This is a genomic window from Mesorhizobium sp. M2E.F.Ca.ET.209.01.1.1 (genome assembly GCF_004010375.2).
Lineage (GTDB): Bacteria > Pseudomonadota > Alphaproteobacteria > Rhizobiales > Rhizobiaceae > Mesorhizobium.
On the sequence record NZ_SADP02000008.1, the window covers coordinates 107,103 to 131,059 of the forward strand.

At 60.6% G+C, this 23,957-nt stretch carries 20 protein-coding genes, 1 tRNA gene and 1 pseudogene; 4 read left to right on the forward strand and 18 right to left on the reverse strand.

Annotation, left to right across the window (positions count from 1 at the left end):
• Positions 1–26: 26 nt before the first annotated feature.
• A complete protein-coding gene (proB, locus tag EN852_RS16780) occupies positions 27–1,166 on the reverse strand; it encodes a glutamate 5-kinase (protein ID WP_127876196.1) in 1,140 nt (379 codons plus the stop codon).
• A gap of 2 nt (positions 1,167–1,168) precedes the next feature.
• Positions 1,169–2,200 (reverse strand): GTPase ObgE, encoded by a 1,032-nt coding sequence (gene obgE / locus EN852_RS16785; RefSeq protein ID WP_127876197.1) that lies wholly within the window; start codon positions 2,198–2,200, stop codon positions 1,169–1,171.
• 149 nt (positions 2,201–2,349) lie between these two features.
• Here obgE and EN852_RS16790 point away from each other — a divergent pair, with 149 nt between their 5' ends.
• Entirely contained in the window at positions 2,350–3,213 is an 864-nt protein-coding gene (locus tag EN852_RS16790) for an endonuclease/exonuclease/phosphatase family protein (RefSeq protein ID WP_127876198.1), read from the forward strand.
• A 183-nt stretch (positions 3,214–3,396) separates the two neighbouring features.
• Here the strand turns inward: EN852_RS16790 and EN852_RS16795 are convergent, their stop codons facing one another.
• From EN852_RS16795 to EN852_RS16805, 3 genes are all read right to left on the reverse strand, one after another.
• A complete protein-coding gene (locus EN852_RS16795) occupies positions 3,397–3,984 on the reverse strand; it encodes a GNAT family protein (protein ID WP_127876199.1) in 588 nt (195 codons plus the stop codon).
• A 126-nt stretch (positions 3,985–4,110) separates the two neighbouring features.
• Positions 4,111–4,380 carry a 50S ribosomal protein L27 gene (gene rpmA / locus EN852_RS16800; RefSeq protein WP_040991608.1) on the reverse strand — a complete coding sequence of 90 codons (270 nt, stop codon included), beginning with the start codon at positions 4,378–4,380 and terminating at the stop codon, positions 4,111–4,113.
• A gap of 99 nt (positions 4,381–4,479) precedes the next feature.
• Positions 4,480–5,175, reverse strand: coding sequence for a 50S ribosomal protein L21 (locus EN852_RS16805; RefSeq protein WP_127876200.1), 696 nt, complete (start codon positions 5,173–5,175; stop codon positions 4,480–4,482).
• Between the two features lie 327 nt (positions 5,176–5,502).
• Here EN852_RS16805 and EN852_RS16810 point away from each other — a divergent pair.
• Positions 5,503–5,592: transfer RNA gene (locus tag EN852_RS16810), tRNA-Ser, on the forward strand.
• A 114-nt stretch (positions 5,593–5,706) separates the two neighbouring features.
• Positions 5,707–7,029 (forward strand): integrase, encoded by a 1,323-nt coding sequence (locus EN852_RS16815; protein WP_126057794.1) that lies wholly within the window; start codon positions 5,707–5,709, stop codon positions 7,027–7,029.
• A 1,454-nt stretch (positions 7,030–8,483) separates the two neighbouring features.
• Here EN852_RS16815 and EN852_RS42350 read toward each other — a convergent pair.
• The 13 genes from EN852_RS42350 to EN852_RS16875 form a co-directional block, all read right to left on the reverse strand.
• A complete protein-coding gene (locus tag EN852_RS42350; protein ID WP_245454739.1) occupies positions 8,484–9,149 on the reverse strand; it encodes an EAL domain-containing protein in 666 nt (221 codons plus the stop codon).
• Positions 9,143–10,306 (reverse strand): GGDEF domain-containing protein, encoded by a 1,164-nt coding sequence (locus EN852_RS42355; protein WP_245455339.1) that lies wholly within the window; start codon positions 10,304–10,306, stop codon positions 9,143–9,145. The genes EN852_RS42350 and EN852_RS42355 overlap by 7 nt, the downstream gene beginning before the upstream one ends.
• A 254-nt stretch (positions 10,307–10,560) precedes the next feature.
• Entirely contained in the window at positions 10,561–11,742 is a 1,182-nt protein-coding gene (ubiM, locus tag EN852_RS16825) for a 5-demethoxyubiquinol-8 5-hydroxylase UbiM (protein WP_185928959.1), read from the reverse strand.
• A 280-nt stretch (positions 11,743–12,022) separates the two neighbouring features.
• Positions 12,023–12,367 (reverse strand): hypothetical protein, encoded by a 345-nt coding sequence (locus EN852_RS16830; protein WP_126057793.1) that lies wholly within the window; start codon positions 12,365–12,367, stop codon positions 12,023–12,025.
• Positions 12,368–12,979: 612 nt separating this feature from the next.
• Positions 12,980–13,135, reverse strand: coding sequence for a cbb3-type cytochrome oxidase assembly protein CcoS (gene ccoS / locus EN852_RS16835; protein ID WP_081714250.1), 156 nt, complete (start codon positions 13,133–13,135; stop codon positions 12,980–12,982).
• Between the two features lie 5 nt (positions 13,136–13,140).
• On the reverse strand, positions 13,141–15,414 hold the full coding sequence (locus tag EN852_RS16840; RefSeq protein ID WP_126059322.1) for a cation-translocating P-type ATPase: 2,274 nt from the start codon (positions 15,412–15,414) through the stop codon (positions 13,141–13,143).
• On the reverse strand, positions 15,411–15,908 hold the full coding sequence (locus EN852_RS16845; RefSeq protein ID WP_126057792.1) for a FixH family protein: 498 nt from the start codon (positions 15,906–15,908) through the stop codon (positions 15,411–15,413). The genes EN852_RS16840 and EN852_RS16845 overlap by 4 nt, the downstream gene beginning before the upstream one ends.
• Positions 15,905–17,464, reverse strand: a complete 1,560-nt coding sequence (gene ccoG / locus EN852_RS16850; RefSeq protein WP_126057791.1) for a cytochrome c oxidase accessory protein CcoG — start codon at positions 17,462–17,464, stop codon at positions 15,905–15,907. Before ccoG ends, EN852_RS16845 begins: the two co-directional genes overlap by 4 nt.
• 166 nt (positions 17,465–17,630) lie before the next feature.
• Positions 17,631–18,494, reverse strand: coding sequence for a cytochrome-c oxidase, cbb3-type subunit III (gene ccoP, locus EN852_RS16855; protein WP_126057790.1), 864 nt, complete (start codon positions 18,492–18,494; stop codon positions 17,631–17,633).
• A gap of 2 nt (positions 18,495–18,496) precedes the next feature.
• A complete protein-coding gene (locus EN852_RS16860; protein ID WP_024502864.1) occupies positions 18,497–18,646 on the reverse strand; it encodes a cbb3-type cytochrome c oxidase subunit 3 in 150 nt (49 codons plus the stop codon).
• An 11-nt stretch (positions 18,647–18,657) separates the two neighbouring features.
• Positions 18,658–19,389 carry a cytochrome-c oxidase, cbb3-type subunit II gene (gene ccoO, locus EN852_RS16865; RefSeq protein WP_126057789.1) on the reverse strand — a complete coding sequence of 244 codons (732 nt, stop codon included), beginning with the start codon at positions 19,387–19,389 and terminating at the stop codon, positions 18,658–18,660.
• The gene (gene ccoN / locus EN852_RS16870; RefSeq protein ID WP_126057788.1) at positions 19,389–21,008 is read right to left on the reverse strand and encodes a cytochrome-c oxidase, cbb3-type subunit I; all 1,620 of its coding nucleotides are present in this window, start codon (positions 21,006–21,008) and stop codon (positions 19,389–19,391) included. The genes ccoO and ccoN overlap by 1 nt, the downstream gene beginning before the upstream one ends.
• A 496-nt stretch (positions 21,009–21,504) precedes the next feature.
• Entirely contained in the window at positions 21,505–22,248 is a 744-nt protein-coding gene (locus EN852_RS16875) for a Crp/Fnr family transcriptional regulator (protein WP_126057787.1), read from the reverse strand.
• Between the two features lie 152 nt (positions 22,249–22,400).
• Between EN852_RS16875 and hemN the strand changes: the two are divergent.
• Positions 22,401–23,722, forward strand: a pseudogene (hemN, locus tag EN852_RS16880) (oxygen-independent coproporphyrinogen III oxidase).
• The last annotated feature ends 235 nt before the right edge of the window (positions 23,723–23,957 follow it).

Genomic DNA, 23,957 nt, shown 5'->3' on the forward strand with positions numbered 1-23,957 from the left:
TCCTCCGCCTCGTCGTCGGTCAATCCTTAGTCGTCGGCCAATACGTGGTCGCCGGCGACGCTTACCACAAGGTCGTCGCGATGGATCATCGCGGAACGCGCCTCGTAGCCGAGCACATTTTCGATCTCGGCCGTCTTCAATCCCGCGATCCTTACGGCATCGGCGGCATCATAGGCAACAAGGCCGCGCGCGATCTCACGGCCTTCGGGCGACAGGATCGCCACCGTGTCGCCGCGCGAGAAATTGCCGCTGACCAGTTTTACCCCGGCCGGCAGCAAAGACTTGCCCGATTTCAGCGCGCCGATGGCGCCGGCATCGACGGTGAGCCGGCCGGCCGGCTCGAGCTGCCCGGCGATCCAGGTCTTGTAGCCCTTCACCGGATTGGCGCTCGGCTTGAAGAAGGTCGCGCGCTCGCCGCGCTCGATCGCCATCAGCGGCGACAGCCTGGTGCCGGAGGTGATGATCATCGCCGTGCCGGCGGCATTGGCGATCTTGCCGGCATCGAGCTTGGTCCGCATGCCGCCGCGCGACAGCTCGGACGCGGCGGCGCCCGCCATCGCCTCGATGTCGGGCGTGATCCGATCGACCATCGGAATGAACTTCGCCTGCGGATCCTTGGCCGGCGGCGCCGTGTAGAGCCCGTCAATGTCGGAAAGCAGCACCAGCAGATCAGCGCCCATCATCGTCGCCACCCGCGCCGCCAGCCGGTCATTGTCGCCATAGCGGATTTCCGAGGTCGCCACCGTGTCGTTCTCGTTGATGACCGGCACCGCCTTCATCTTGAGCAGCGTCGAGATCGTCGCGCGCGCGTTTAGGTAGCGGCGGCGCTCCTCGGTGTCGCCGAGCGTCAGGAGGATCTGGCCGGATTTCAGCCCATCCTTGCCAAGCGCGTCCGACCACGCGCCGGCGAGCGCGATCTGGCCGACGGCCGCCGCCGCCTGGCTCTCCTCGAGCTTCAGCGCGCGCTTGCCCAGCCCGAGAATGGTGCGGCCAAGCGCAATTGCGCCGGACGAAACGACCAGCACCTCCGCGCCGGCATTGGCCAGCACCGTGATGTCGTCTGCAAGCGAGGTCAGCCAGTCGCGCTTCAAGCCCGTCGCGCGGTCGACGAGCAGCGCCGAGCCGATCTTAACCGTGATGCGTTTGTAGGATTTGAGCGACTTCATCGTCATTGCTGCCAGCGCGTCTCGACAGGAGCGGGCACGGCGTCGCGCGCCTCGGCGACCACCGCCATCAGCGCCCGCAGCACGGCCTCGACGCCCTCGCCGGTGACGGCCGAGACAAGCATCGGCGCGCGACCGGCGGCACGCTTCAGCGAGGCCGCCTTCTTCTTGCGGGCCTCCGCGTCGAGAATATCGACCTGGGAAAGCGCGACGATCTCGACCTTGTCGGTCAACCCATGACCATAGGCTTCGAGCTCGGCGCGCACCGTCTTGTAGGCCTTGCCGGGATTTTCCTCCTGCGCCGAGACCAGATGCAGCAGCACGCGCGTGCGCTCGACATGGCCAAGGAAGCGGTCGCCGATGCCGACGCCCTCATGCGCGCCCTCGATCAGGCCTGGAATGTCGGCGAGCACGAATTCGCGGCCGTCGATGCGGGCGACGCCAAGGCCGGGATAGAGCGTGGTGAACGGATAGTCGGCGATCTTCGGCTTGGCCGCGGTAACGGCGGCCAGGAAAGTCGATTTGCCGGCATTGGGCAGCCCGACCAGGCCGGCATCGGCGATCAGCTTGAGCCGGAGCCAGATGCTGAGCTCCTCGCCAGGCAGGCCGGGATTGGCGCGGCGCGGCGCCTGGTTGGTCGAAGTCTTGAAATGCTGGTTGCCGAAGCCGCCATTGCCGCCTTTGGCCAGCAGGAAGCGCTGGCCGACCACGGTCAGGTCGCAGATCAGCGTCTCATTGTCCTCGGCGAAGATCTGCGTGCCGGCGGGCACTTTCAGCGTAATGTCGGCGCCTTTCGCTCCGGTCATGTTGCGGCCCATGCCATGCATGCCGGTCTTGGCCTTGAAATGCTGCTGGTAGCGATAGTCGATCAGCGTGTTCAGTCCGTCGACCGCTTCCGCCCAGACATCGCCGCCGCGGCCGCCGTCGCCGCCGTCCGGGCCGCCGAACTCGATGAATTTCTCACGCCGGAACGACACCGATCCGGCGCCGCCGTCGCCGGAGCGGATATAAACTTTGGCCTGGTCGAGGAATTTCATCGTTTCGAGTTTCTGCTATTGCGCTTGCGGGATTGCTCTAAACCAAGGTGCGGCACAGCGCGAGGCCGATTTGCGACTAAAGCGCCGGATGCCCTTTAGCCGGGGACGCGGTAGCACTGTTGCGGGGACGTGATTGGAGGGGCGCGGAAATGAAGATCGTCACCTACAACATCCAATACGGCATCGGCCTCGACGGCAAATACGATGTCGGCCGTATCGCCGACGCGGTACGCGGCGCCGATGTCGTCGCGCTGCAGGAAGTGACCCGCAACAATCCGCGCAACGGCGGTCGCGACATGGTGGCCGAGATCGGCGAGGCGCTGCCCGACTATTTTGCCGCCTATGGCAGCAATTTCGAGGTCAATATCGGCTCGCGGCTGGAGAACGGCCGCGCCGTCTCGACCTCTTTCCAGCTCGGCAACATGGTGCTGTCGAAGACGCCCATCCATCTGTCGCGCAATCTCCTTCTGCCGCGCAGCCGCAGCCTCGAGACCATGAACTTCCAGCGCGGCGCCCTCGAAGCGCTGATCGAGACGCCGCTCGGCTTCATCCGCTTCTATTCCACCCATCTCGACCACCGCAGCCCGGTCGAGCGCCAGGGTCAGATCCGTTTCCTGCGCCAGCGCCTCTTGAACTACGCGCTGGAAGGCGGCGGCCTGTCGGGCATTCCCGAGATCGGCCTGCCGGACCTGCCCTACCCGGAAGCCTTCATCGTCATGGGCGACTTCAACATGCTGCCGGGGTCGCCCGAATATGTCGAGCTCGCCGGCCGCCCGGATCATGAGTTCGGCATGCCGCTGACCGCCGATCTCGCCGTCGACGTCGCCCAGCGTCTGACGGTCGCCGACCTCATCACCTGGGTGGATCCTGAGCGGCCCGCCGACAAAAGCCGCCACAAATGCATCGACTACATCTTCACCAGCGCCTCGCTCGCCAGATCGCTGAAGCGCCTGTGGTCCGACCGGGACGCCGTCGGCTCCGACCATTTGCCGCTCTGGGCCGAGCTGAGTTGAGCTCCGGCCTCCCCCTCATCCGGCCGCTTCGCGGCCACTTTCTCCCCTCGGGGAGAAGGGCTTGGCGCCGGCGCTTACCTGCTCCTCTCCCCTTGGGGAGAGGTCGGATTGCCCCGAATTGCTCTTCGCAATTCGGCTGGCAATCCGGGTGAGGGCGCGCCGCTCAACCTTCCGAAGCACCGATCAATAGTGGATCCAGTTGCGAAGACTGTTCCACGTCTTGCGATCCAAGCGGTAACGCTCGACAGGCACCTGGCCGGCGACGATCGAGTTCAGCATGCCCTGGCCGGCATACTGGAAGCCGCATTTGTGGATGACCCGCCGCGACGCCGGATTGATCACCCGGGTCGAGGCATGCAGCACCTGGATCGGGGTCCGCTGGAAGGCGAGGTCGACCAGCGCATGCGCGGCCTCCGTCGCGTAGCCGCGCTTCCAATGGGGCTCGCCGATCCAGTAGCCGAGCTCCAGCCCGCGATCGGTGGTGTTCAAGCCCGCGCAGCCGACGAAGGTGCCGCTGTCCTTGAGCGTCAGGGCATAGACGATGCCGGCGCGCCGCGACGCCGCCATGGCAAGGAAGGTGCGGCCCTCGGCTTCGCCATAGGGATGCGGCATGCGGGCCAGCATTTCGGCGACATGTCGGTTGTCGGCAAGCGTGACGAGTTGCTCGAGATCGCTCTCGCGCGGGGCGCGCATGACCAGCCGCTCGGTGGCCAGCGCCGGGCAATCGATCGCGTAACTTTCGTCTTCGGTATCTTCCGCTTCGGCAACCATTTTAGTCCTCCAGGGCAAGAAAAAATGAAAAAGGAGAGAGGGCGAGCCCATCTCTCCTGATCCTTTTCCTGGCCTGGCCAGACACCGGTTCCCGAGATGGGCGCCGGTGTTATGGTGCGGAACCGGCTACTCCGCTGCTTTGGTAATCGGGTTCACCGATACGTAGGTTCGGCCGTTGGCTTTCTTGTTGAAGGTGACTGCGCCGGCTTCGAGCGCAAAAAGGGTGTGGTCCGTGCCCATGCCAACATTGGTGCCCGGATGCCATTGCGTGCCGCGCTGACGAATGATGATGTTGCCGGCGACGACGGCTTCGCCGCCGAACTTCTTCACGCCCAGACGCTTGGAGTGCGAATCGCGACCATTGCGCGACGAACCGCCAGCTTTCTTGTGTGCCATTTGACTAACTCCGATGCGCCCTGAGGCGCTTGAATGGTCTTATGAACGCGTTCGCGTTCCGTTTCAAGTCCGTACCGGCGACGATCGTCGCCGGAAAAATTACTTCTTCGCCAGTTCCTTGGCCTGCTCGCGCCAGTCCTTGATCTGGTCGGCGCTGAACGGCATGTGCTCGTCGATCTTGGCGACGTCCTTGTCGCTGAGCTTGGCGAGCTGCGCGAAGGTGATGATGCCCTGCTCGGCGAGGTCCTTCGCCGCGACCGGGCCGATGCCCTTGATCACGGTCAGGTCGTCCGGCTCGCCCTTTGGCGCCTTGAACAGCGGCGCGGCCTTTGCCTCTTCACCGGAAGCGGCCTCTGCCTTGGTTTCCTTCTTGGCCTTCGGCTCCTTCGGAGTGGCCTCGGCCTTCGCCTCGGCGGCGACTTCAGCCTTGGCCTCTGCCTTGGCTTCCGGCTTCGCTGCGGCCTTCTTCGACGGCTTGGCACCACCCAGCAGGATCTCGGCGATCCGGACGGTGGTCAGAAGCTGGCGGTGGCCGATCTTGCGGCGCGAATTCTGGCGGCGGCGCTTCTTGAAAGCGATGACGGTGCGGTTCTTGCCCTGCTCGACGACTTCCGCCGTGACCAGAGCGCCATCGACGAACGGCGCGCCGAAAGTGACATTCTCGCCCTCGCCATGCGCGAGCACATTGCCGATCTCGACGATATCGCCGACCTTGGCTTCGAGCTTCTCGATCTTCAGGAGATCGTTGGCGGCGACGCGATACTGCTTGCCGCCCGTTTTGATGACTGCGAACATTTTTTGCCTTTCGCTGTTCGGTCGGCCTCGATGAACCGCCTCGGGCGGTTCGGCCGTCTTTTTGTCAGTCTGCGGGTTCAAAAAACATTCGGCGCGGAAGAGCCTCCACGCCGAATGCGGGCTGTCCCTAACCGAAGGTTGCGCTGGAGTCAAGGCAAACGGCCCTGTCTCTGAAGAGGCCGCGCGCGGCGTTGCCGGCAAACATCGGTCCGTTCCCTCGCTGTCCCTTTTCGCGGAAGCTGGAATTCACTCGAATAGGGCCTTGTAACTCTAGCAGTCACCCGTTATCTAGTGCGCCGCGCCGGCAACGGCCGACCATGACCTCGCGGAGAGGTGGCAGAGTGGTCGAATGCACCGCACTCGAAATGCGGCATACTCGCAAGGGTATCGGGGGTTCGAATCCCTCCCTCTCCGCCATTTAGCTTCCATAATAATCGTTTCCTTTCAAAAGCTTCCTTGTTGCGCTTGACCAGCGCGAAGCGAAACTTATCTTAGACTGTGTAACAAACTGTGTAACATTAGAGAAAGATAATGCGACGTTCCGCAGCGCCAAAGCCGCATAAACGTGAAGGCATCTGGTATCTCGTCCGCAGGGTGCCGAAGGAATTCGCGGCGTTTGATCGCCGCTGCCTAGTACGCATTTCCACGGGCGTCGCCGTGGCTGACGATCCCCGCGGTGTACGGGCGCGAGATGCAGTGCAAAGCCTCGGCGCGGGGCTGGAGGCGTATTGGCGTAGACTGCGGGAAGGCCAATCCGCCGAGGCGGGGCTGCGTTTCGAAGCCGCGAGGAAGCGCGCGCGGTCATTTGGATTGGCCTATCGCTCTAACGAGGAACTAGCAGCGGGGCCGCTCGACGAACTCATGGCCCGTATCAAGCTGCTCCTCGACAAAAAATCGATCGAGGACGCGCAGGACGTCTCGGCCGTCATGGGTGGGGAGAAGCGGCCAGCGGTCCGCCTGAGCGGTCTTATCAAGGAATTCGAGACGATCGAGCAACAGAACTTGCTGACCATGTCGCCTAACCAAATCAAGAAATGGCGTAACCCCAAAAAGCGCGCAGTTGCCAATCTGGTTGGAGTCATTGGCGACAAGGAGATCGCAAGCCTCACTCGGGACGACGCAATCGCGTTCCGCGAGTGGTGGCAAAAGCGGATCGTTGAGGATGGACTTGATATCGGTACGGCCAACAAGGACATCGGCCATGTTTCGAAAATGCTGCGCGTCGTCGATCTGACTCACCAGCTCAAGCTGGAGCCGGTTTTTCGAAACCTGCGTCTTTCCGGCGCCGTCCCCGGGCAACGCGCTGCGTTCACAGCGGAGTTCATTCAGGAGAAGATACTCGCTGAAGGCGCGCTCGACGGACTCAATGACGAAGCCCGCCATCTAATCTATGTGATTGCCGATACCGGACTCAGGCTTTCTGAAGCGGCAAACCTCACCACCGAAACAATCCACCTCGATCAAGAAATCCCGCATGTGCGGGTGCGCCCCAATGGCCGTCGCTTGAAGACCGGTCATTCAGCCCGTGACATTCCCTTGGTTGGCGGCGCACTTGCAGCCATCAAGCTCCATCCGGACGGCTTTCCTCGTTATCGCGACAAGGCCGCGTCACTTTCAGCGCTCGTCAACAAGGTGCTCGCCAGCAAGGAACTTCTGCCGACTTCCGAGCATAGTCTTTATAGCCTGCGACACACTTTCGAGGACCGGCTGACGGCAGTTGAGGCGCCGGAGAAGGTAATTGCTTCTCTGATGGGCCACAAATGGATCCGGCCCAAATACGGCGCGGGACCTTCGTTAGCGCAAAAGCGCGAGTGGCTTCAAAAAATCGCTTTTACCCCGCCCGGGCGAATGTGATTGCGGCGCCATCCAGGCCTTGAGAACCAACCTCACGGCTCCAGCTGTCCGAGCCATTTAGGTTGAGCGTGGCCAGCACGCGCTGCGCTCGCTCGCGATTTCCGAGCTTCCGCCGCATTTGTTCGACCTCGTATTCCAGCCTTTCGAAGGTCGGTATATAGGCATCTCCATGCCGGATGACCAAGTAGGCGGCAACAGCTAGACAGCATTCTAGCTCCGTGGCCGATGGATCGGAAAAAGGGGCGACGCCATACCAAGACGAGCAACGCCTCTCGAGGGCTTCCGAACTAGGCAAACGGCCAGCATGTGGCATGGGATACAAACCTATGCCTGATCGACGAACCTAAAGTGCTCACGAAGCTTGACCGGTACGCGGGCCATCGGAGGGTTCTGCCTAAAACCGCCAAAAATTTTGAAACACCCATTCATCCGGCTCGAATTCAAAGGGATCGGCGATTTTTGGGTTATGGCTTGCAAGCATAGTTCAGCCCAGACAAGAACGCCTGATATCTTGTCGTTCACTGTCACCCTGCCAAATATGGTGCCGGTGACAACGGCAGTTTGGCGAGCAGAAGAATTCCCGAGACTGAGACGTTCTACGGCTTGGCCCATGTTCGCGCTCCTCCTCGATTGGAGACAGGATGGGCCATATGGAAGCGAATAAAAGGAGGTTGGTGACGAGTCTCGGTAGTGGAGTAGAAACGGGTGGAAAAGCTTGCGCTATTCGCCGTCGGCGCCGCTAAGCGCATTTGAGAGAAGGGGCAACGATCGCCAAGAGATGACGTCCGATCGCAAGCCGGCTAGAAATGCGACAGTGACGCGCCTTTTTTGGCACGACCTTAGCACCCGATCGGGCCTCAGCTGGTCGTCGTTGCGCAGCCGATCGGGTGCGATTTTTATAAAGCTCTCTTGGCTTTAGCTTTGAGAGCCCGTCATCGAGACAAATGCAAGGGAACGGTCCCGCCCCCTGGGGACATTCGACATGCCGTGGCAGCTTCCTATGGTGAGCCAGCGCATTCCGATACACGTTTTCCGCGCTCTACCGTTGCTCCAGCACCTGTGCTGAGGCTGAGCGCTTGATCAGGACCCGACCGCTGCTGTTGCGGGATGGTGACTGGGTTGAGGTCGCGAAAACCTTGACCGCGGGTACGTTGTTCATCCAGATGAGCGCTGAGCCGAGAAGCAGCCAAGAACGCTTCCCGTAATCGAATCCTACGGGAACCGCGAAACCAGCGTCCAAGGGACGCAATTCTCCGACGTCGTTCACTCAAGCTCATCTCGCAACTTGAACGCTTGTATGAAGCCGCTGCATGTGCGCCGGTGGACCGGATTGCTGCTATCCAAACCACGTGCTCAGTTTCGCCCCCGTAATAACTCTACCGTCCGAAACGGCTTTCGCGCGTCAGGTCCACCCCACATGAAAGTTCCGCGAGCAGCACGGACGGAGAGGCCGGTCACAACTCCTTCGCGTGCTCTTTTACTACCGAATCAAGTGCCAAATGGAGAGGCACTGCCTTAGAGAACAGGAAGCCCTGCGCGGTTCTGCAGCCAAGCTTGTACAGAGTTTGCCGATCTGCCTCTGTTTCAACGCCCTCGGCCATGACCTCGATCCCGAGCGTCCTACCAAGGTCAATCACCGCTTTGACAAGCAGCCGATTCTCCCGGGACTTGGCTAAGCCGCGAATGAAGCCCTGATCTATTTTCACTTTCCTGATCCGACTGTCCTTGAGCGATGCCAACGTCGAAAAACCGGTGCCGAAGTCCTCGAGCGCGATAGAAATGCCAGCATGTGAAAGCTGGCCGAGCTTTTCATCCACTCTGTCCGGATCCACTGGGGCTTCTTCGGTAATCTCGATGTCGAACATCGTTGCAGGGAGGTCTTTTGCCGCCAGACCATTAAGAATCATCTCGTCAATATCGCCAGCTTCCAACTCGCGCGGTGAAACATTCATCGCCACACGAACATCACGACGGTCAGCTTTGACCAAGCCCTCGATAAGAGCGCAACAGTCGGCGAATACCGTTTGAGTTAGCAGCTGAAGCATTCCAGTTTCGCGTGCCGCTGTCATGATCTCGGGCGGAGAAATGGGACCGTGAAGCGGGTGAGACCATCTTAGCAAGGCTTCAAAACCGACGACGCTTCAGTTTCGAGTCTTACGATTGGCTGAAACCAAGCGACCAAGCTTCTCATCGTTATCGCCGAATGAAGATCGCGTTCGATTGACTGGCGGCGTTGCAGTTCCCGGGCTAGCTCGGCACCGAACAGACAAAATTCATTCCTGCCGCGGCGCTTAGCTGTGTAAAGGGCGATGTCGGCCCGCAACAACATTTCCGTCAGTCCGGGGTTTTCAGCCAAGTAGATTCCTATAGACGCTCCAATGCGGACGGATGCGATCCCAGGATAGGGGCGAGCAAGCTTGGCTATGAGATTGGACGCGAGATTGGTGGGAGAAGGAGAATTCTTTCGCGAAGAAAAAACCAGCACGAATTCATCCCCACCGATGCGGGCGAGCGTTGAGCCCTCCGGTGCTTCTTCCTCTATTCGGCGGGCGATCCTGGCAAGCAGCTCGTCACCCGTTCTGTGACCGTAGGTACCGTTGACAGATTTGAACCCGTCCAGATCAATCAGCATGGCCACAAAGGGTCCATCGGTGTTCTCAAACTGATCGATTGCATGTTCGAGGCCCCGCCTGTTGAGGAGCGCGGTAAGATGGTCCTCCCTGGAATTGCGCTCCATTTCCGCGGCAAGCCGCTCGGCTTGATGTCTCAGGCGGCTCGCGTCACGGAAGCGCGCTTGTCCAACGAACGAGGATCGAACCAGGCCGCCCTCGAAAAGCAGGACGGCAAAAGCCAGAATGTAGTTTTCCGGGGCTCCCTTCGTCAGCAAACATGCGGCGGCAATGAGGAGTGGCGGTGTGATGAAGCATATCGCTGCCGCAGCATATGAGCTGCCGTACGTGACCGCGCCAGCTGAAATGCCCGCCAGAATTATTAGATGCAGCGATGCTTGAGACGTCGTGTATCCAGCCGTTAGGATGGCAAGGAATGACCAGGTGAATCCCGCCAGAAGAGCAAGCCTGCCAAACCAGCGAAGCCGCAGCCAAACCCGTGTCAGATCATCCTGGACTCCGGGTTCCTTCAGCTGATGACGGGCGAGTGCAAGGCGGGCGGCATTTATCGCATTAACGACCGAAAACCAGGCCGCGCCAGCAAGACCGTTCCCGGAAAGGGCCTGCACGGTCAAAATCAGCCCGGACAGCACAATGCTTATCGGCATTGAGACGAAAAGGCCTGCCCTCAGATCAGCGAGCTGGTCCTGAAGGATTCTCGCCTCCAGCGGATCTTCTTTTCCAAGGCTGGACGGGTCAGCTTGCTTACTCCTGCTTGTCCGCAGCCTATGCAGCCCCCCTGAAGGACGGGTTAATTCTTCAATCGGAGATCAGCGTCGGGGAGCAGGATTACTCCGGTGCATCATGCACTCTCTCCCATCGCTCGCCCAGCACGCGCAAAAATGCGACTGCTGGTGCAGTATCACCGCTGGAGCTCCGCCGATATCCCATGCCGGACAAGGGGAACATGTTGGGCAAAGCGAAGCCCCAGATGCCTTGCAAGCCGTGCCGCCAGGTGGTCTCTGGAGTAGAGTCCAATCAATATGTTCGTTGCATGGTAGAGCGGCGCCGCCGACAGGCGCAGCCGCCTTTCGTATATATGCAGCATGTCGGGGTCGCCAACATTGCGGCCGTCGCGGCACGCAGTCATGATTCCACGGGCGAGTTGCTTCTGGCTGCTGAGACCGATGTTGAATCCGTGAGCGGTCACCGGGTGCATGCCGATGGCAGCGTCGCCGATGAGTGCGGCGCTCGGCGCCCGGAATTTGTGCGCCCAGGTCGTGACCAGCGGATAGGTGTGGCGCTTGCTTGCCAAGGTCATTTTTCCAAGGCGCCCTCGACACCGTTTCGTCAACTCCGACAGGAACAAATCATCATCGAAGGCAAGCAGTCTATAGGCCTCGTTTGAGCGCAATGTGAGCAGCAGCGACGACATGCCCTCCGCGAGGGGCAACATCGCTATCGTCTGATGGTGATCGAACCATTCGATGGCGATCTGGTGGTGGGCGCGCTCGTGCCTCACTCGGCAAATCAGCATCGAGTGGCCAAGCCGGTTGATATCGGCGCCGATGCCTAGCAGATCACGCGTGGCGGACAAACGCGAATCCGCGGCAACAACCAGCCGAGCAGTTAAACGCGCGCCATTAGAGAGCGTTACGACTGCTCCTTCTTGGCTGTTTGTTGCATCGACGACCGAGTGGCCGCACAACAGCCGGGCGCGATCCTGCAAGCGGACGATTTTGAACAGCGCCTCGCGGATCCGGCAATTTGGAACCAAAACCCCCAGCGGTTCTCCAGAGTTGCTGGGAGGATCGAAACGAAGAGCGAATGCGCTCGAGCCGTTGAGCACGCGCGCGCCTTGAAGTGCTGATTTGTCCGAAGCCGGGATGACATCCCAGGCGCCGAGCTCGCGAAGGGTTCTGATCGAAGCGTTGGTCAGCGCGATTTCGCGACCATCGAAAGCCGGATTCGCCAGACTATCGAATGTGTTCTGTTCAACAACTGCCACCTTGAGTTCGCTTTGGGCAAGCGACGCAGCGAACGAAAGGCCGACCGGGCCGGCTCCAACGACAACGATGTCAAAATTATCGTCAGAGCCCATCAGCGTGCCGCCATCCGGTCGCCTATCCTCGTGTAACGGTGGAACTGAGCCGAGTGACATGAGCTCCGTGGCCGCCGCATTGCCTAAAGGCGCTGGGCCGGGAGATTCGCATCGATCGGCAACGAAGCACTCAAAGCGCTCAGAGGTGGATGCGGCTAACCGATCCCGCCCTTTGGCCGCGCAGCCGCGCAGATCGCCGCCAGCAAGCGAGACACTCGCGACGCTGGTCAGCCACGGCCGCGCCGCATCGATCGCCACATTCCACCTGGAACCCTTGCGCATACTACTCACGCTCCACGACGTCGAAGCGGGCTCTCTTGCGAGGGTATCGAACGTAGCGCTCTCTCTCGTCATCCCAGCCAAGGTAGCGGAAACTTTTATCCACGACCGCGCATATCTCATCAAGAACCTGCTGCATGGCTTCGATGTCGATGTCCTTGCAATTCAGTCGCCGATAGAGCAAAGCCCACGCGGCGACATAGTCGTCGAAATAGCGCGCGTCACTCGAACCAATGATCAACTTCGGACGGTTGATCGATCTCGAAAACGCACGTCCCAACCCCGATGATGCTCCGCAGCACGTTGACATCACGAGGATCTTCGGCGCTGGATGCGAGCCCTGGAACATTTCTACGAAGTCAGCCCAAAGAAGGCCACTTTCGACGCACACAACCCATCAAAGGCGAAAGCTGTTGATCGGCCCCCGTGTCCGCGCAGCCACGCGGATGGTCAGCCAGCAAGCGAGATACACACGACGCCGGTCAGCTAATGGCTGCGCCGTAAGCACAAGGCATGGCCGACCACACGACAGAAAACCCAGAACCGTGAAGGTGCTGATAATGACGACCAATCTTTCCGTAAGTCATGCATTTCTCCGTCGAAGACTGGTCAATAGAACACACCGATGAGTATGACCCTGATCTGGATCAGCCAGACATGACCAATCGGCACTGGCGGTTCACGGTCAGGTGATCGACCGTGACGTTCCACTTTGGAACCCGTGCGCACATGGCCAAGCTCTCGTCCGGCCACGCGAGGTACTCTCGTGGCATCAGCCGCCTCATACTGGGTGCAATGGGAGGCAGTCCTTCGCACGACAGAGGCTTTTCACAAATGTAGTGTGCAGCTTAGGTCAAGATGGTCATGGAGCATGGAGCATGGAGCATGGACAGCTTGTTCCCGACCGAGCCGGCTCGACTGACGAGCGCGATCCGCGCATCTTATGCACAGCGGATTGAAATCAGCGTTCCGGTTTGTCGTCCCGATCAATTAGTATCCGCTCGGCGGCTCCGTCGAGATCTTCGTATTGACCGCTTCGCAATGCCCAGACGAAGCCGGACACACCCAGTGCACCCAGAAAAAGGGCCACTGGTATGAGATAGAGCAACGTCGTCACGAGGATTATGCCGAATAGCTGACTGCGGAGCGTCCGACTTTTTGAATAACTTGCAGCGTCGCATTCGCCCCGAAGCCGTGCAAGCGCAATGCGTTTCCAATAACAAGCACCGATGAGGCAGACATGGCAATCGCCGCTAACAAAGGCGTGGCGTGCCCGAGGATGGCGATTGGTACTGCCACCGCATTGTAGACGATCGCAATCGCGATGTTCTGGCGGATCAGGTGTCCCGCCTTGCGCGAGACGTCCAGCGCGAGAGGCACTGCCAGAAGGCTTTCGCGCAGGAATACGAAGTCGGCGGCATTGCGGCCAATGTCGGCGGCGGTAGCTGGAGCGATCGAGACATGCGCCGCGCTGAGCGCCGGCGTGTCGTTGAGGCCGTCGCCAACCATCAGAACCTTGTGTCCGTCTTTCGCCAGGGTCTCGATGCGCTCGACCTTGCCGGATGGCAGCAGGCACGGAACGAAGTCCTTGACACCCAGCATTTCTGCGACTTCACCGCAGGCACCCGCAGTATCGCCCGACAGCATTTCCACTGACACCCCGGCATGGCTCAATTGCCCGATCGCCGCCTTGGCGTCTGCGCGCAGCGCGTCCTCAAAATCGAAGGTCGCGACAATGAACCCGTCTTTTGTCAGCACGGTTCCGCCATGTTTGCCTTCACCACCGGTCCGGGCTCTCCATCCAGCCCATCCGCGTCGGCCTAGCCGCCAGGTGCTTCCGGCTCCAGTGGCTTCGATTCCAAACCCTGGATGCTCGGTGACGGCATCAAATTTGTACTGCCCGCCGGGATGGGCAAAACCGGCTATGGCCTTTGAAAAAGGATGGCGGGAATGCGTAGCCATGTCTCCCGCGACTGCCAGCATGGCCGGATCGATCGACGATGCATTGACCAGCCGGGGCTGGCCGAGCGTGAGCGTTCCGGTCTTGTCGAACACCGCTGTATCAATCGTCGCCAGGCGCTCCATGGCAGAACCGTCCTTTACCATGATGCCGTTCTCAAACAGGCGCCGCGCGGCGACCACCTGAACGATCGGTACGGCGAGGCCGAGCGCGCACGGGCAGGTGATGATCAGAACGGCAATGGCGATGGTTATCGCCCGGTGCCAGTCGCCGGTCACCGCCATCCAGCCAAGGAACGTCGCGAAGGCTGTGAGATGAACCACCGGGGCATAGAGCGCTGAAACGCGATCGGCGATCCGGCGATAATGCGCGCGGCCGCCCTCTGCGGCTTCCATAAGACGAACCATTTCCGCCAGAAACGAATCCTTCGCGGCGGCTGTCGCCTCAATCGTCAGCGGGCCGGTAAGATTGAGCACGCCGGCCTGAACTGCTTCGCCCGGCGCCACGTTTTTCGGCGTGCTTTCGCCTGAGGCCAGCGAGCAGTCGAGATCCGACGTTCCCTGGATGATCTTGCCGTCGACGGGGATCCTCTCACCGGCTGCGATCAACAACCGCATGCCTGGTTCGATCTCGCCGACCGGCAAATAGTCGCGCGCGCCGTCGCTGCGCAGCACCATGGCGCCATGTGCGGCCAACTGGGACAGGCCTTTCACAGCGGTCCGGGCACGTTCGCGCATCACGTGATCCAACGTGCGGCCGATCAACAGGAAGAACAGCAGCGATACCGACGCGTCAAAATAGGCGTGATCGCCATGGTTGATCGTCTCGTAGAGGCTCATGGCGTAGGCGAGCGAAACACCGACCGCGATCGGCACGTCCATATTCATGCGGCCATGGCGCAAAGCATTCCAGGCCGAACGGAAGAAGATGCCGCCGGCGAAGGCGAGGGCAGGAATGGCGATCAGCGCCGAGACCCAGTGAAACAGGTCGCGGGTAGCACCTTCGGCGCCGGACCAGACCGAGACCGAAAGCAGCATGATGTTGCCCGCCGCAAAGCCGGCAACCGCGACCGCGCGGATCAAATCCGATAACGTCCTGTCCTTGTCGCCGACCTCGGAAGGGAAGAGATGCGCCTGGTAGCCTAGCCGCCCAAGCGCGACGACGAACGGTGGGACCTCGTCACCACGCCACCGGACAGAGACCCGTTTCGTCGACAGGTTGACGCGGGCGCTCTCGACGCGATCGAGCTTTCCCAGCGCCGTCTCGATCGTCTGGATGCAGCCTGCGCAATGAACCGTCGGTACTGAAAGATCGGTCTGGTGAAGATCATCGCCAAGCGATCGGCTCGCCAGCCTGATCTCCTGGCTGGACGGCAGGACCGATCCGGTGTTGACCAGATCAAGCGCCATTTCGGCGCCCGGTGCACAACAACTCATTGCAGCGCTCCATTGGAAATCATGATCCGGCGGACGTCGCGATACGGTTTGTCCAGACCGGCGTCGGCGTCGACTTCGACAATCCAGACGCCGTCCTTCGGCATGTGCTGGGCTGCGAATTCCTGGCCCGAGGCGGGTGCGAGGGTGACCGACTTGTCCTCCTTCTCGTACGCGGGATGGCGAAACAGCACCTTGACGCCGTGCAAGGGAACCGGCTTGCCGGCGACGTCGGCGAGGCCATAGCGAACTTCGCCCCATGCGATGGTCAGCTTGCCGGTCCAGCCAAGTGCTGCCTGCGCCCGTCCTTCCTCGGCCTTCTTGTTGAATTGCTGGCTCGCCACATAGGTGTTTTCGACGACGAGGCCAGTCCAGCTTGTGCTGGCGAGCGTTGCCATGGTCAGATTGACTGCGATGACCACGCCGAAAAAGGCCAGGATGATGACCAGCATGTGCCTGCCGGTGAATTCACGAGGCTTTTGTACATTGGCAGTCATCTGAGGGGCTCCGGCGCGTTGAAGGTGGCGGTGTACTCGTTCGACTCAAAGCTGGCTCTGTCCTCGACGCGGAACTTGAAGGTCTGTGCCGGAGCGCGGATCTGGTCCGCCGGCTGGCGAACGAAGACCCTCAGCATTTTCAGGCGGTCGGGTTCGACCGGAATGGCGAAGGAACGGCCTGCGGGGATGTCGTCGCCGACGACGACCATGTCAGCGCCTTCAAGGCCCTGCATGGTTACGACGATCGTCCTCGGCTCGGGGATCATGTTGAGCAGCTTGACGGTATAGCCATTGCGGATGGATCCGTCGGTCAGCGTGACGAACTGGGGATTGCGATCATGCAATACGTTCAGTTCGAGCCGATCGCGCGTCAGCAGCGAATAGAGCAGGCCGAGGCCGATCAGCGACCACAAGCCCATGTAGACGTAGGTGCGCGGCCGAAAGATCTTGCGGATGTGAAAATGCGCCACCTTGTCGGAGAACAGGCCATCAGCGGTCCTGATCAGCGATGGATTGACTGAGCTGGACCCGCCTGCAGTCGCCAGCATCATGTTGGCGTTGTAGTCGGAGAGCGTCGCATAGGCGATCAGCCCACGCTCCTTGCCGAGCTTGTCCATGACGCCGTCACAGGCGTCGATGCAGAGCGCGCAAGTGATGCATTCGAGCTGCTGGCCGTCGCGAATGTCTATCCCCATCGGGCAGACCGCGACACAGGCATTGCAGTCGACGCAGTCGCCCACGGGCTGGCCTGCGGCCAGCACCTTCTTGGCGTGGCGCGAACGCGGTTCGCCGCGCCAGTCATTGTAGGTGACAGTGAGGGAATTTTCATCGAGCATGGCCGCCTGGATGCGGGGCCACGGGCACATATAGGTGCAGACCTGTTCGCGCATCAGACCGCCGAACGTGTAGGTGGTAGCCGTCAGGACGGCGACAGTGATGTAGGCGACGGGCGCCGCAGTGCCGGTGAAGAGCTCGCCGAGCAGCGTCGGTGCATCGGCAAAGTAGAAGATCCAGGCGCCGCCAGTCGCCGCCCCTATGACCAGCCAGATGGTGTGCTTGGACACACGCAGCATGAGCTTGCGCGCGGTCCAGGGACCTGCGTCAAGTTTCATGCGGGCGTTGCGGTCCCCCTCGATCGCACGTTCGACGACGAGGAACAGATCGACCCACACCGTCTGAGGGCATGCATAGCCGCACCAGGCACGGCCGACAGTCGAGGTGATCAGGAAAAGACCGACGCCCGCCATGACCAGGAGGCCGGCCACATAGAAGAATTCCTGGGGCCATATCTCGATGAAGAAGAAGTAGAAGCGCCGGTTCGCGAGATCGAGCAGGACTGCCTGGTCCGGGGCAAATGGACCGCGAGCCCAAGGCAGCCACGCAGCCAGGTAGTAGATGCCAAGTGTGATCGTCATCACCAGCCATTTGAAGCGACGAAAGTTGCCCGAGGCGCGCTTCGGAAAGATCTTTTGACGCGCGGCATAAAGCGGCTTGCGGGTTTTGGCGGAATTGACAGTTTCTGTTTCGAGCCGTGTCAACTGCGTCTTATCACGCATGTGCAACTCCACTTTCCCAGCCAATGTCAGGGGCACCTGTCGTAAAGCCTCGCGGTAGGATAGCCTTGCCGGGTTGTGCAGATCGCATTAGGGATGGTGTCGAGGCCCGGCTCACGCCGGGCCTCGTCCGCTTGGCAGGGGGGACCGAAGAATAGGACTTCCATTCCTATTCTCCGCCGCCAAGCGAATGGACATAAACTGCAAGTTCCTTGACCTTGATCTCGCCGAGACGGCCAACCCAGGCCGGCATGACGCCCTGTTTTGGCGCACGGACCTGTGCGGCGATGGCTGTCTCACCGGATCCATAGAGCCAGATCGCATCGGTCAGGTCGGGGGCGCCGAATTCCCTGTTGCCTTTTGCATTGTCGCCGTGACAGGCGACGCAGTTCTCGGCAAAGACCTTGGCGCCGGGTTGGATCAGACTTGCATCGCGGACCTTGCCGGAAAGGCTGGCCACGTAGGCGCTGACTTGTGCGATCTGGTCGGCGGTAATGATGTCGCCGAAGGCCGGCATTTCCGACAGGCGCGTGTCCGGATCGGATGCGAAGCGGATGCCGTGCGTAATCGTCTGCTGGATCTGCTCGGCCTTGCCGCCCCATAGCCAGTCGTCGTCGTTGAGATTGGGAAAGCCCTTGGAACCTTGGGCGCCGGAGCCGTGACATTGTACGCAATTGACCTTGAAAGCGGCGCCACCGGCGGCGATTGCGAATTCGCGCAGGCCGTCGTCCGCGGAGATCTCCGAGACGCTCTTGGACTCCACCGCCGAGATATATTTGCCCTTGGCGGCCTCAGCCGCAGTCAGCTCGTTCCTGACCTCGTTGCGGCTGGAATAGCCGAGCACACCCTTCGTCGCCGAGTGCAACAGAGGCCATGCTGGATAGGCGATGGTGTAGCCTATCGCCCAGACAATGGTGACGTAAAAGGTGATAACCCACCATCTGGGAAGCGGGTTGTTCAGCTCCCGGATGCCATCCCATTCGTGGCCGGTGGTCGAGACGCCAGAGATTTCATCGATATGCTCGTCGCTCATGATCACTCGTCCTCGAGCGGAATGCGGGCCGCTTCGTCGGCCAGCCTTCGGCTGCCGGGGCGTAGGGCAAAGGCGATGCACCCCACGAAGAACAGCGCCATCGCAACCAGGCCCCAGCTGTCGGCAAACGCCCGCATCAAATTGTAGGTCATCAGCGTTCTCCTCAGCGGTAGCCGGCGGCTTCGTCGTAATTTTTGAAGTCGACCAGTGTGCCAAGCATCTGCAGGTAGGCGAGCAGGGCATCCATTTCGGTGACCTGTTGCGGGTTGCCGTCGAAGTCGCCGATCTTGGCTTTTGGGTAACGCGCCTCAAGGCCTGATGTGTCGGCATTGGGATCGGCCTGCGCCGCCAGATCCGCATTGGCGTGGACGATCATGTCATCGGTGTAAGGGACGGCTACAAGCCTGTTGGCGACCAGATGCGTTGAGAAATCCTTCACGTCGATCGGCGTGTCTTTCAGGAACCCATAGCTCGGCATGATCGATTCCGGCACCACCGAGCGCGGGTCGGTAAGATGCGCGACATGCCATGCATTCGAGTAGCGGTCGCCAACTCTGGCGAGATCCGGCCCGGTGCGCTTCGATCCCCACTGGAAGGGGTGATCGTACATGGACTCGGCAGCTAGGCTGTAGTGGCCATAGCGCTCAACTTCGTCGCGGAACGGCCTGATCATCTGGCTATGACAGAGGTAGCAGCCCTCGCGCATATAGATGTTGCGCCCGACAAGTTCGAGCGGCGAATAGGGGCGCATGCCTTCCACCTTCTCGATCGTATTGTCGAGATAGAAGAGAGGCGCGATCTCGACGATGCCGCCGACCGTCACCACGAGCAGCGAGCCAACGAGAAGAAGCGTGGCGTTCTTCTCGATGATTGCGTGTTTGTCCATCAAGCCCATTACCTGGCTCCTGATCGCGCAGGTCGGATGGCGACGGGGCTCGGCATCGGCTCCTCCTCGCGCTGGTGGCCGAGGATGGTCCTGGTGATGTTCCAGGCCATGATCAGCGCGCCGGAGAGGTACATGGCCCCACCGATGGCGCGCATGACATAGTAGGGGTGCATGGCGGCGACGGTCTCGGCGAAGGAGTAGACCAGGAAGCCCTGCTCGTCGTATTCGCGCCACATCAGGCCCTGCATGACGCCGGATACCCACATCACCGCGGCGTAGACAACGATACCAAGTGTCGCCAGCCAGAAATGCCAGGTGACCAGCCGCAACGAGTAGAGCCGTTGCCGGTTCCAGAGCTTCGGCACCATGTAGTAGATTGCGCCGAACGAGATCATGCCAACCCAGCCGAGCGCGCCCGAATGGACGTGGCCGATCGTCCAGTCGGTATAATGCGACAGCGAATTGACCGCCCGGATCGCCATGATGGGGCCTTCGAAGGTCGACATGCCATAGAAGGCGACGGCCATCACCATCATGCGTATGATCGGATCGGTGCGCAGCTTGTCCCAGGCGCCGGACAGCGTCATCAGGCCGTTGATCATGCCGCCCCAGGACGGCATCCACAGCATGATCGAGAACACCATGCCGAGCGTCTGCGCCCAATCGGGCAAGGCGGTGTAGTGCAGGTGATGCGGCCCGGCCCAGATGTAGAGAAAGATGATCGCCCAGAAATGGACGATCGACAGCCGGTACGAATAGACTGGCCGGTTCGCCTGCTTGGGCACGAAATAATACATCATGCCGAGGAAGCCGGCGGTGAGAAAGAAGCCGACCGCGTTGTGGCCGTACCACCATTGCGTCAAGGCGTCCTGGACCCCTGAAAAGGCGGAGTAGCTCTTGGAGCCCAGGAACGAGACTGGTATGGACAGGTTGTTGACCACATGCAGCATCGCGATGGTGACGATGAACGACAGGTAGAACCAGTTGGCCACGTAGATATGCGGTTCCTTGCGCTTCAGGATCGTGCCAAGGAACAGAATGAGGTAGGCGACCCAGACGATGGTCAGCCAGACATCCACATACCATTCGGGTTCGGCGTACTCGCGGCCCTCGGTGATGCCGAGCAGGTAGCCGGTCGCGGCCATGACGATGAACAGCTGGTAGCCCCAGAAGACGAACCAGGCCAGATCACGGCCGAAGAGGCGGGCGCGGCAGGTGCGCTGCACGACATACAGAGACGTGCAAAGCAGCGCGTTGCCGCCGAAGGCGAAGACGACACCGGATGTGTGCAACGGCCGCAAACGACCGAAATTGAACCAGGGCTGGATGTTGAGATCGGGGTAGGCGAGCTGCAGCGCGATCACCACGCCGACCAGCATGCCGACGACACCCCAGAACACGGTGGCGATCGCGCCGTAGCGGATCGGACCATCCATGTAAGCGGATGGGTCAATCGGAGCTGCTGGCTTGAACTCCGTGTTGCGCAACAGGATCGCAGTGAAACCAGCCACTGCGAAGAACAACACCCACATGTGTCGGCGGAAAGGTTCATCCACGCCGAAGCCGGCGGCCACCAGGGCCGCAAAAGCGAACACGCTTAGAAGGACGATCTCTGTGCCGAATTTCATTGCAGATCCCGATCTCGAATCTGGTGGATGCCAAATCCGCAGCGCACTAATCGCGCAGCCGCCGCCCCCTCGCCCTGATCTATGTCAGGCCGCAAGATTTTGTGTCGGCGGCGCAATCAGCAGGTGGCGAATGAACGAGGAACGCAGCGCGGGCTCACCCCCCTCATGGAAGGCGTTCCCTGGGTTGGGCGGGCGCAGACGCGATCGCTGAGGCGAAAGCTGAGGCCCTGCGCGCGTTGGATGCTATTGCCGATGCCCTGCCAAACGTTGTTCGGATCCCATTGGAAACGAACGCGATCGTTCCGCCGAGCCGTGGCAGATTAAGGACCATGCTTCGCCGGTATGTGCCGAAACACACCTGGCGATTGGTCACGTTCCTATCAAAGCCCGAAAGCTGTTTGTCTCGACCGTGACGCCGCTTCGTCGAAGGCGCGGCAACATCGCATTAAAAGGCAAACACGGCCCGCCCCGGAGTCATGCGACATGGCCTCGCCGCTTAGGGCCGCTCGCGTCCGCCGCCACAGCGCTTCTCCAGACGGCTTATGCTGTCCACCGTCACATGGCGTGCGTTCTCAATCCGAATCACCCCGTCAGCCCGCAATCGCGTCAGTTGGCGGCTCACGGTCTCGTTGGTGATTCCAAGGAAATCAGACATTTCGACACGCGTCAGCGGCAGATCGAAGGACGCCGACCCGGAAGCCGCATCGAGACTGGAATCGATATTCCGGGCCATCATGAGGAGAAAAGTCGCTACCTTTTCCGGAGCTGTCTTGCGCCCCAGCGTCACCATCCACTCGCGCGCCTCATCGAGTTCATTCAGCGTCTGTTTGAGCAGGCGATGCTCGAATTCCCGTGACGCCTTCATCATCCGTTCGACGGCCGCTCGCGGAAACGAACACAGCGTGACTGCTGTTGCCGCTTCCGCATTGATCGAGCTTTCCACCTTGAAAGGACGTCCCAGAAAATCCGGTGCAAACTGGAGACCGACGATCTGCTGGCGCCCATCCGACAGGCTCTTTGATAGCTTTACAACGCCTGAAAGCACGTTGGAGTAGCTGTCGACGTTCTGTGCCTCGCCGGTCAACTCCATTCCTGACTCGATCCGGCGACGCGAGCAAGTCTTGGCGAGCCCAACCAAATTGTCTGGATCGAGCGCACCGCAGACACCGCGACGCCGTGCCTCGCAAGGGAAGCAAAGAACAGGAATGCCGGAACTATGAATGTCTTGCCGAAAGGTCATGCGTTCGCCTTACCCGATCCTAACTGCCGGCAGGATACCCATCCAGGGTAGAGAAATCCTGCGGCGGTTTGTCCATGAGCGCGGCTGATCGAGATCAGGGTCTGCTTCAGCGATGCGTGCAGTGTTCCGGCGGGCAACACGGTGAACGCGAGATGCAATCGGAAATAGCTGTCAAACTCAGCGAGAACGTCCCACGCTACACCAGCTATCCGACGGCGCCGCATTTCCATTCGGGGATCGATGCTGCCATTTACCGTGGCTGGTTGGAGACGCTGGAAAGCGGCGACGAAATCTCGCTGTACCTGCACATTCCTTACTGCGACAAGCTCTGCTGGTTCTGCGCCTGCCACACCAAGCAGACGCACCAATATGAGCCGGTGGCCGCTTATCTGCGCTCGCTGAATGCCGAAATCGTCACGATTGCCGGTCTGCTGAGCGGCAAGGCACATGTCCGTGCAATCCACTTCGGTGGCGGTTCGCCAACTATTCTGAGGCCCGATGATATGGTTGCTCTTGGAGCGGCCTTGCGGGACAGCTTCGACTTTCTCCCGGATGCTACGGTCAGCATCGAAATCGAAACCAACGACATGGACAAGGCGCGCCTTGATGCACTTGCTCAAATCGGCGTAACCCGGGCGAGCCTCGGCGTGCAGGATTTCGATCCGCAAGTGCAAAAAGCAATTAATCGTGAGCAGAGTTTTTTGCAGACCAAGGCAGTCGTCGACGGGGTTCGTTCGCGGGGCGTCGAATCGGTCAATCTGGACCTGCTCTACGGGCTCCCGAATCAGACACGCGAGACGATCTGTTCCACGGTGGCGCAGGCACTGACCTTGGAGCCAGACCGGATGGCCCTGTTCGGCTACGCACATGTGCCCTGGTTCAAGAAGCATCAGACGATGATCGACGAGGCATGGCTGCCGAGTCCCACTGAGCGTTTCGCCCAATCTCAACTCGCGGCGCGGGCAATTGTCGCCAAGGGATATGAGGCAATAGGACTCGATCATTTCGCGAAGCCCGACGATGCGCTGGCCATAGCGGCCCGCGCAGGGGTTTTGCATCGCAATTTTCAGGGCTACACTGAGGATCGCTGCCCGACACTGATCGGACTTGGCCCTTCGTCCATCGGTCGTTTTCGCCAAGGCTACGTGCAAAACATGGCTTCGACTGCCGGGTACGGGCGCATGGTTGCGGATGGCGGGTTGGCTGCCGTCCGCGGCGTTGCCCTTTCCGACGACGATCGCGTCCGTGGCTGGATCATCGAGCGGCTGATGTGTGATTTTGCCTTCTCGGCAGTCGATCTGGTGGAGCGGTTCGGCAAAGCCGGCGAGCAGCTCCTTCATCGCTCGAGGTCCATCGCACTCCACGATCCTGCCCGAGCGCTTGAATTCGATGGTGACAGTTTCCTCGTACGTTCGCGGCCAAGTTCGATACATATTTCAAAGGGGGAACGGCGAGGCACTCGGTGGCGGTCTGAGCAAAGCACAGTGCGCTCGCCGTTTGGTCGATCGGCGAACCAGCTGCGTTCGTTTTGACCGCTCATAGGCGACTACCGCATCAAATCGAAAATGCAAACTTAGGCTGTTGCGCGGTATCTCCTTCCACATCCTCTCTTGCGCATACCTACATTCCAAGGGGTTTGATCCTATGCTTCGCGAGGAGCAGGTAGGTCGCGACAGCTAGGCAATGTTCCAGCTGCCCTAGCGGAGGAG

Bases quoted from the DNA above. Each gene is read 5' to 3' on its own strand.
- proB (WP_127876196.1), bottom strand. From the start codon at position 1,166: ATGAAGTCGCTCAAATCCTACAAACGCATCACGGTTAAGATCGGCTCG.
- obgE (WP_127876197.1), bottom strand. From the start codon at position 2,200: ATGAAATTCCTCGACCAGGCCAAAGTTTATATCCGCTCCGGCGACGGC.
- EN852_RS16790 (WP_127876198.1), top strand. From the start codon at position 2,350: ATGAAGATCGTCACCTACAACATCCAATACGGCATCGGCCTCGACGGC.
- EN852_RS16795 (WP_127876199.1), bottom strand. From the start codon at position 3,984: ATGGTTGCCGAAGCGGAAGATACCGAAGACGAAAGTTACGCGATCGAT.
- rpmA (WP_040991608.1), bottom strand. From the start codon at position 4,380: ATGGCACACAAGAAAGCTGGCGGTTCGTCGCGCAATGGTCGCGATTCG.
- EN852_RS16805 (WP_127876200.1), bottom strand. From the start codon at position 5,175: ATGTTCGCAGTCATCAAAACGGGCGGCAAGCAGTATCGCGTCGCCGCC.
- EN852_RS16815 (WP_126057794.1), top strand. From the start codon at position 5,707: ATGCGACGTTCCGCAGCGCCAAAGCCGCATAAACGTGAAGGCATCTGG.
- EN852_RS42355 (WP_245455339.1), bottom strand. From the start codon at position 10,306: ATGCCGATAAGCATTGTGCTGTCCGGGCTGATTTTGACCGTGCAGGCC.
- EN852_RS16830 (WP_126057793.1), bottom strand. From the start codon at position 12,367: ATGTTCCAGGGCTCGCATCCAGCGCCGAAGATCCTCGTGATGTCAACG.
- EN852_RS16840 (WP_126059322.1), bottom strand. From the start codon at position 15,414: ATGAGTTGTTGTGCACCGGGCGCCGAAATGGCGCTTGATCTGGTCAAC.
- EN852_RS16845 (WP_126057792.1), bottom strand. From the start codon at position 15,908: ATGACTGCCAATGTACAAAAGCCTCGTGAATTCACCGGCAGGCACATG.
- ccoG (WP_126057791.1), bottom strand. From the start codon at position 17,464: ATGCGTGATAAGACGCAGTTGACACGGCTCGAAACAGAAACTGTCAAT.
- ccoP (WP_126057790.1), bottom strand. From the start codon at position 18,494: ATGAGCGACGAGCATATCGATGAAATCTCTGGCGTCTCGACCACCGGC.
- EN852_RS16860 (WP_024502864.1), bottom strand. From the start codon at position 18,646: ATGACCTACAATTTGATGCGGGCGTTTGCCGACAGCTGGGGCCTGGTT.
- ccoO (WP_126057789.1), bottom strand. From the start codon at position 19,389: ATGGGCTTGATGGACAAACACGCAATCATCGAGAAGAACGCCACGCTT.
- ccoN (WP_126057788.1), bottom strand. From the start codon at position 21,008: ATGAAATTCGGCACAGAGATCGTCCTTCTAAGCGTGTTCGCTTTTGCG.
- EN852_RS16875 (WP_126057787.1), bottom strand. From the start codon at position 22,248: ATGACCTTTCGGCAAGACATTCATAGTTCCGGCATTCCTGTTCTTTGC.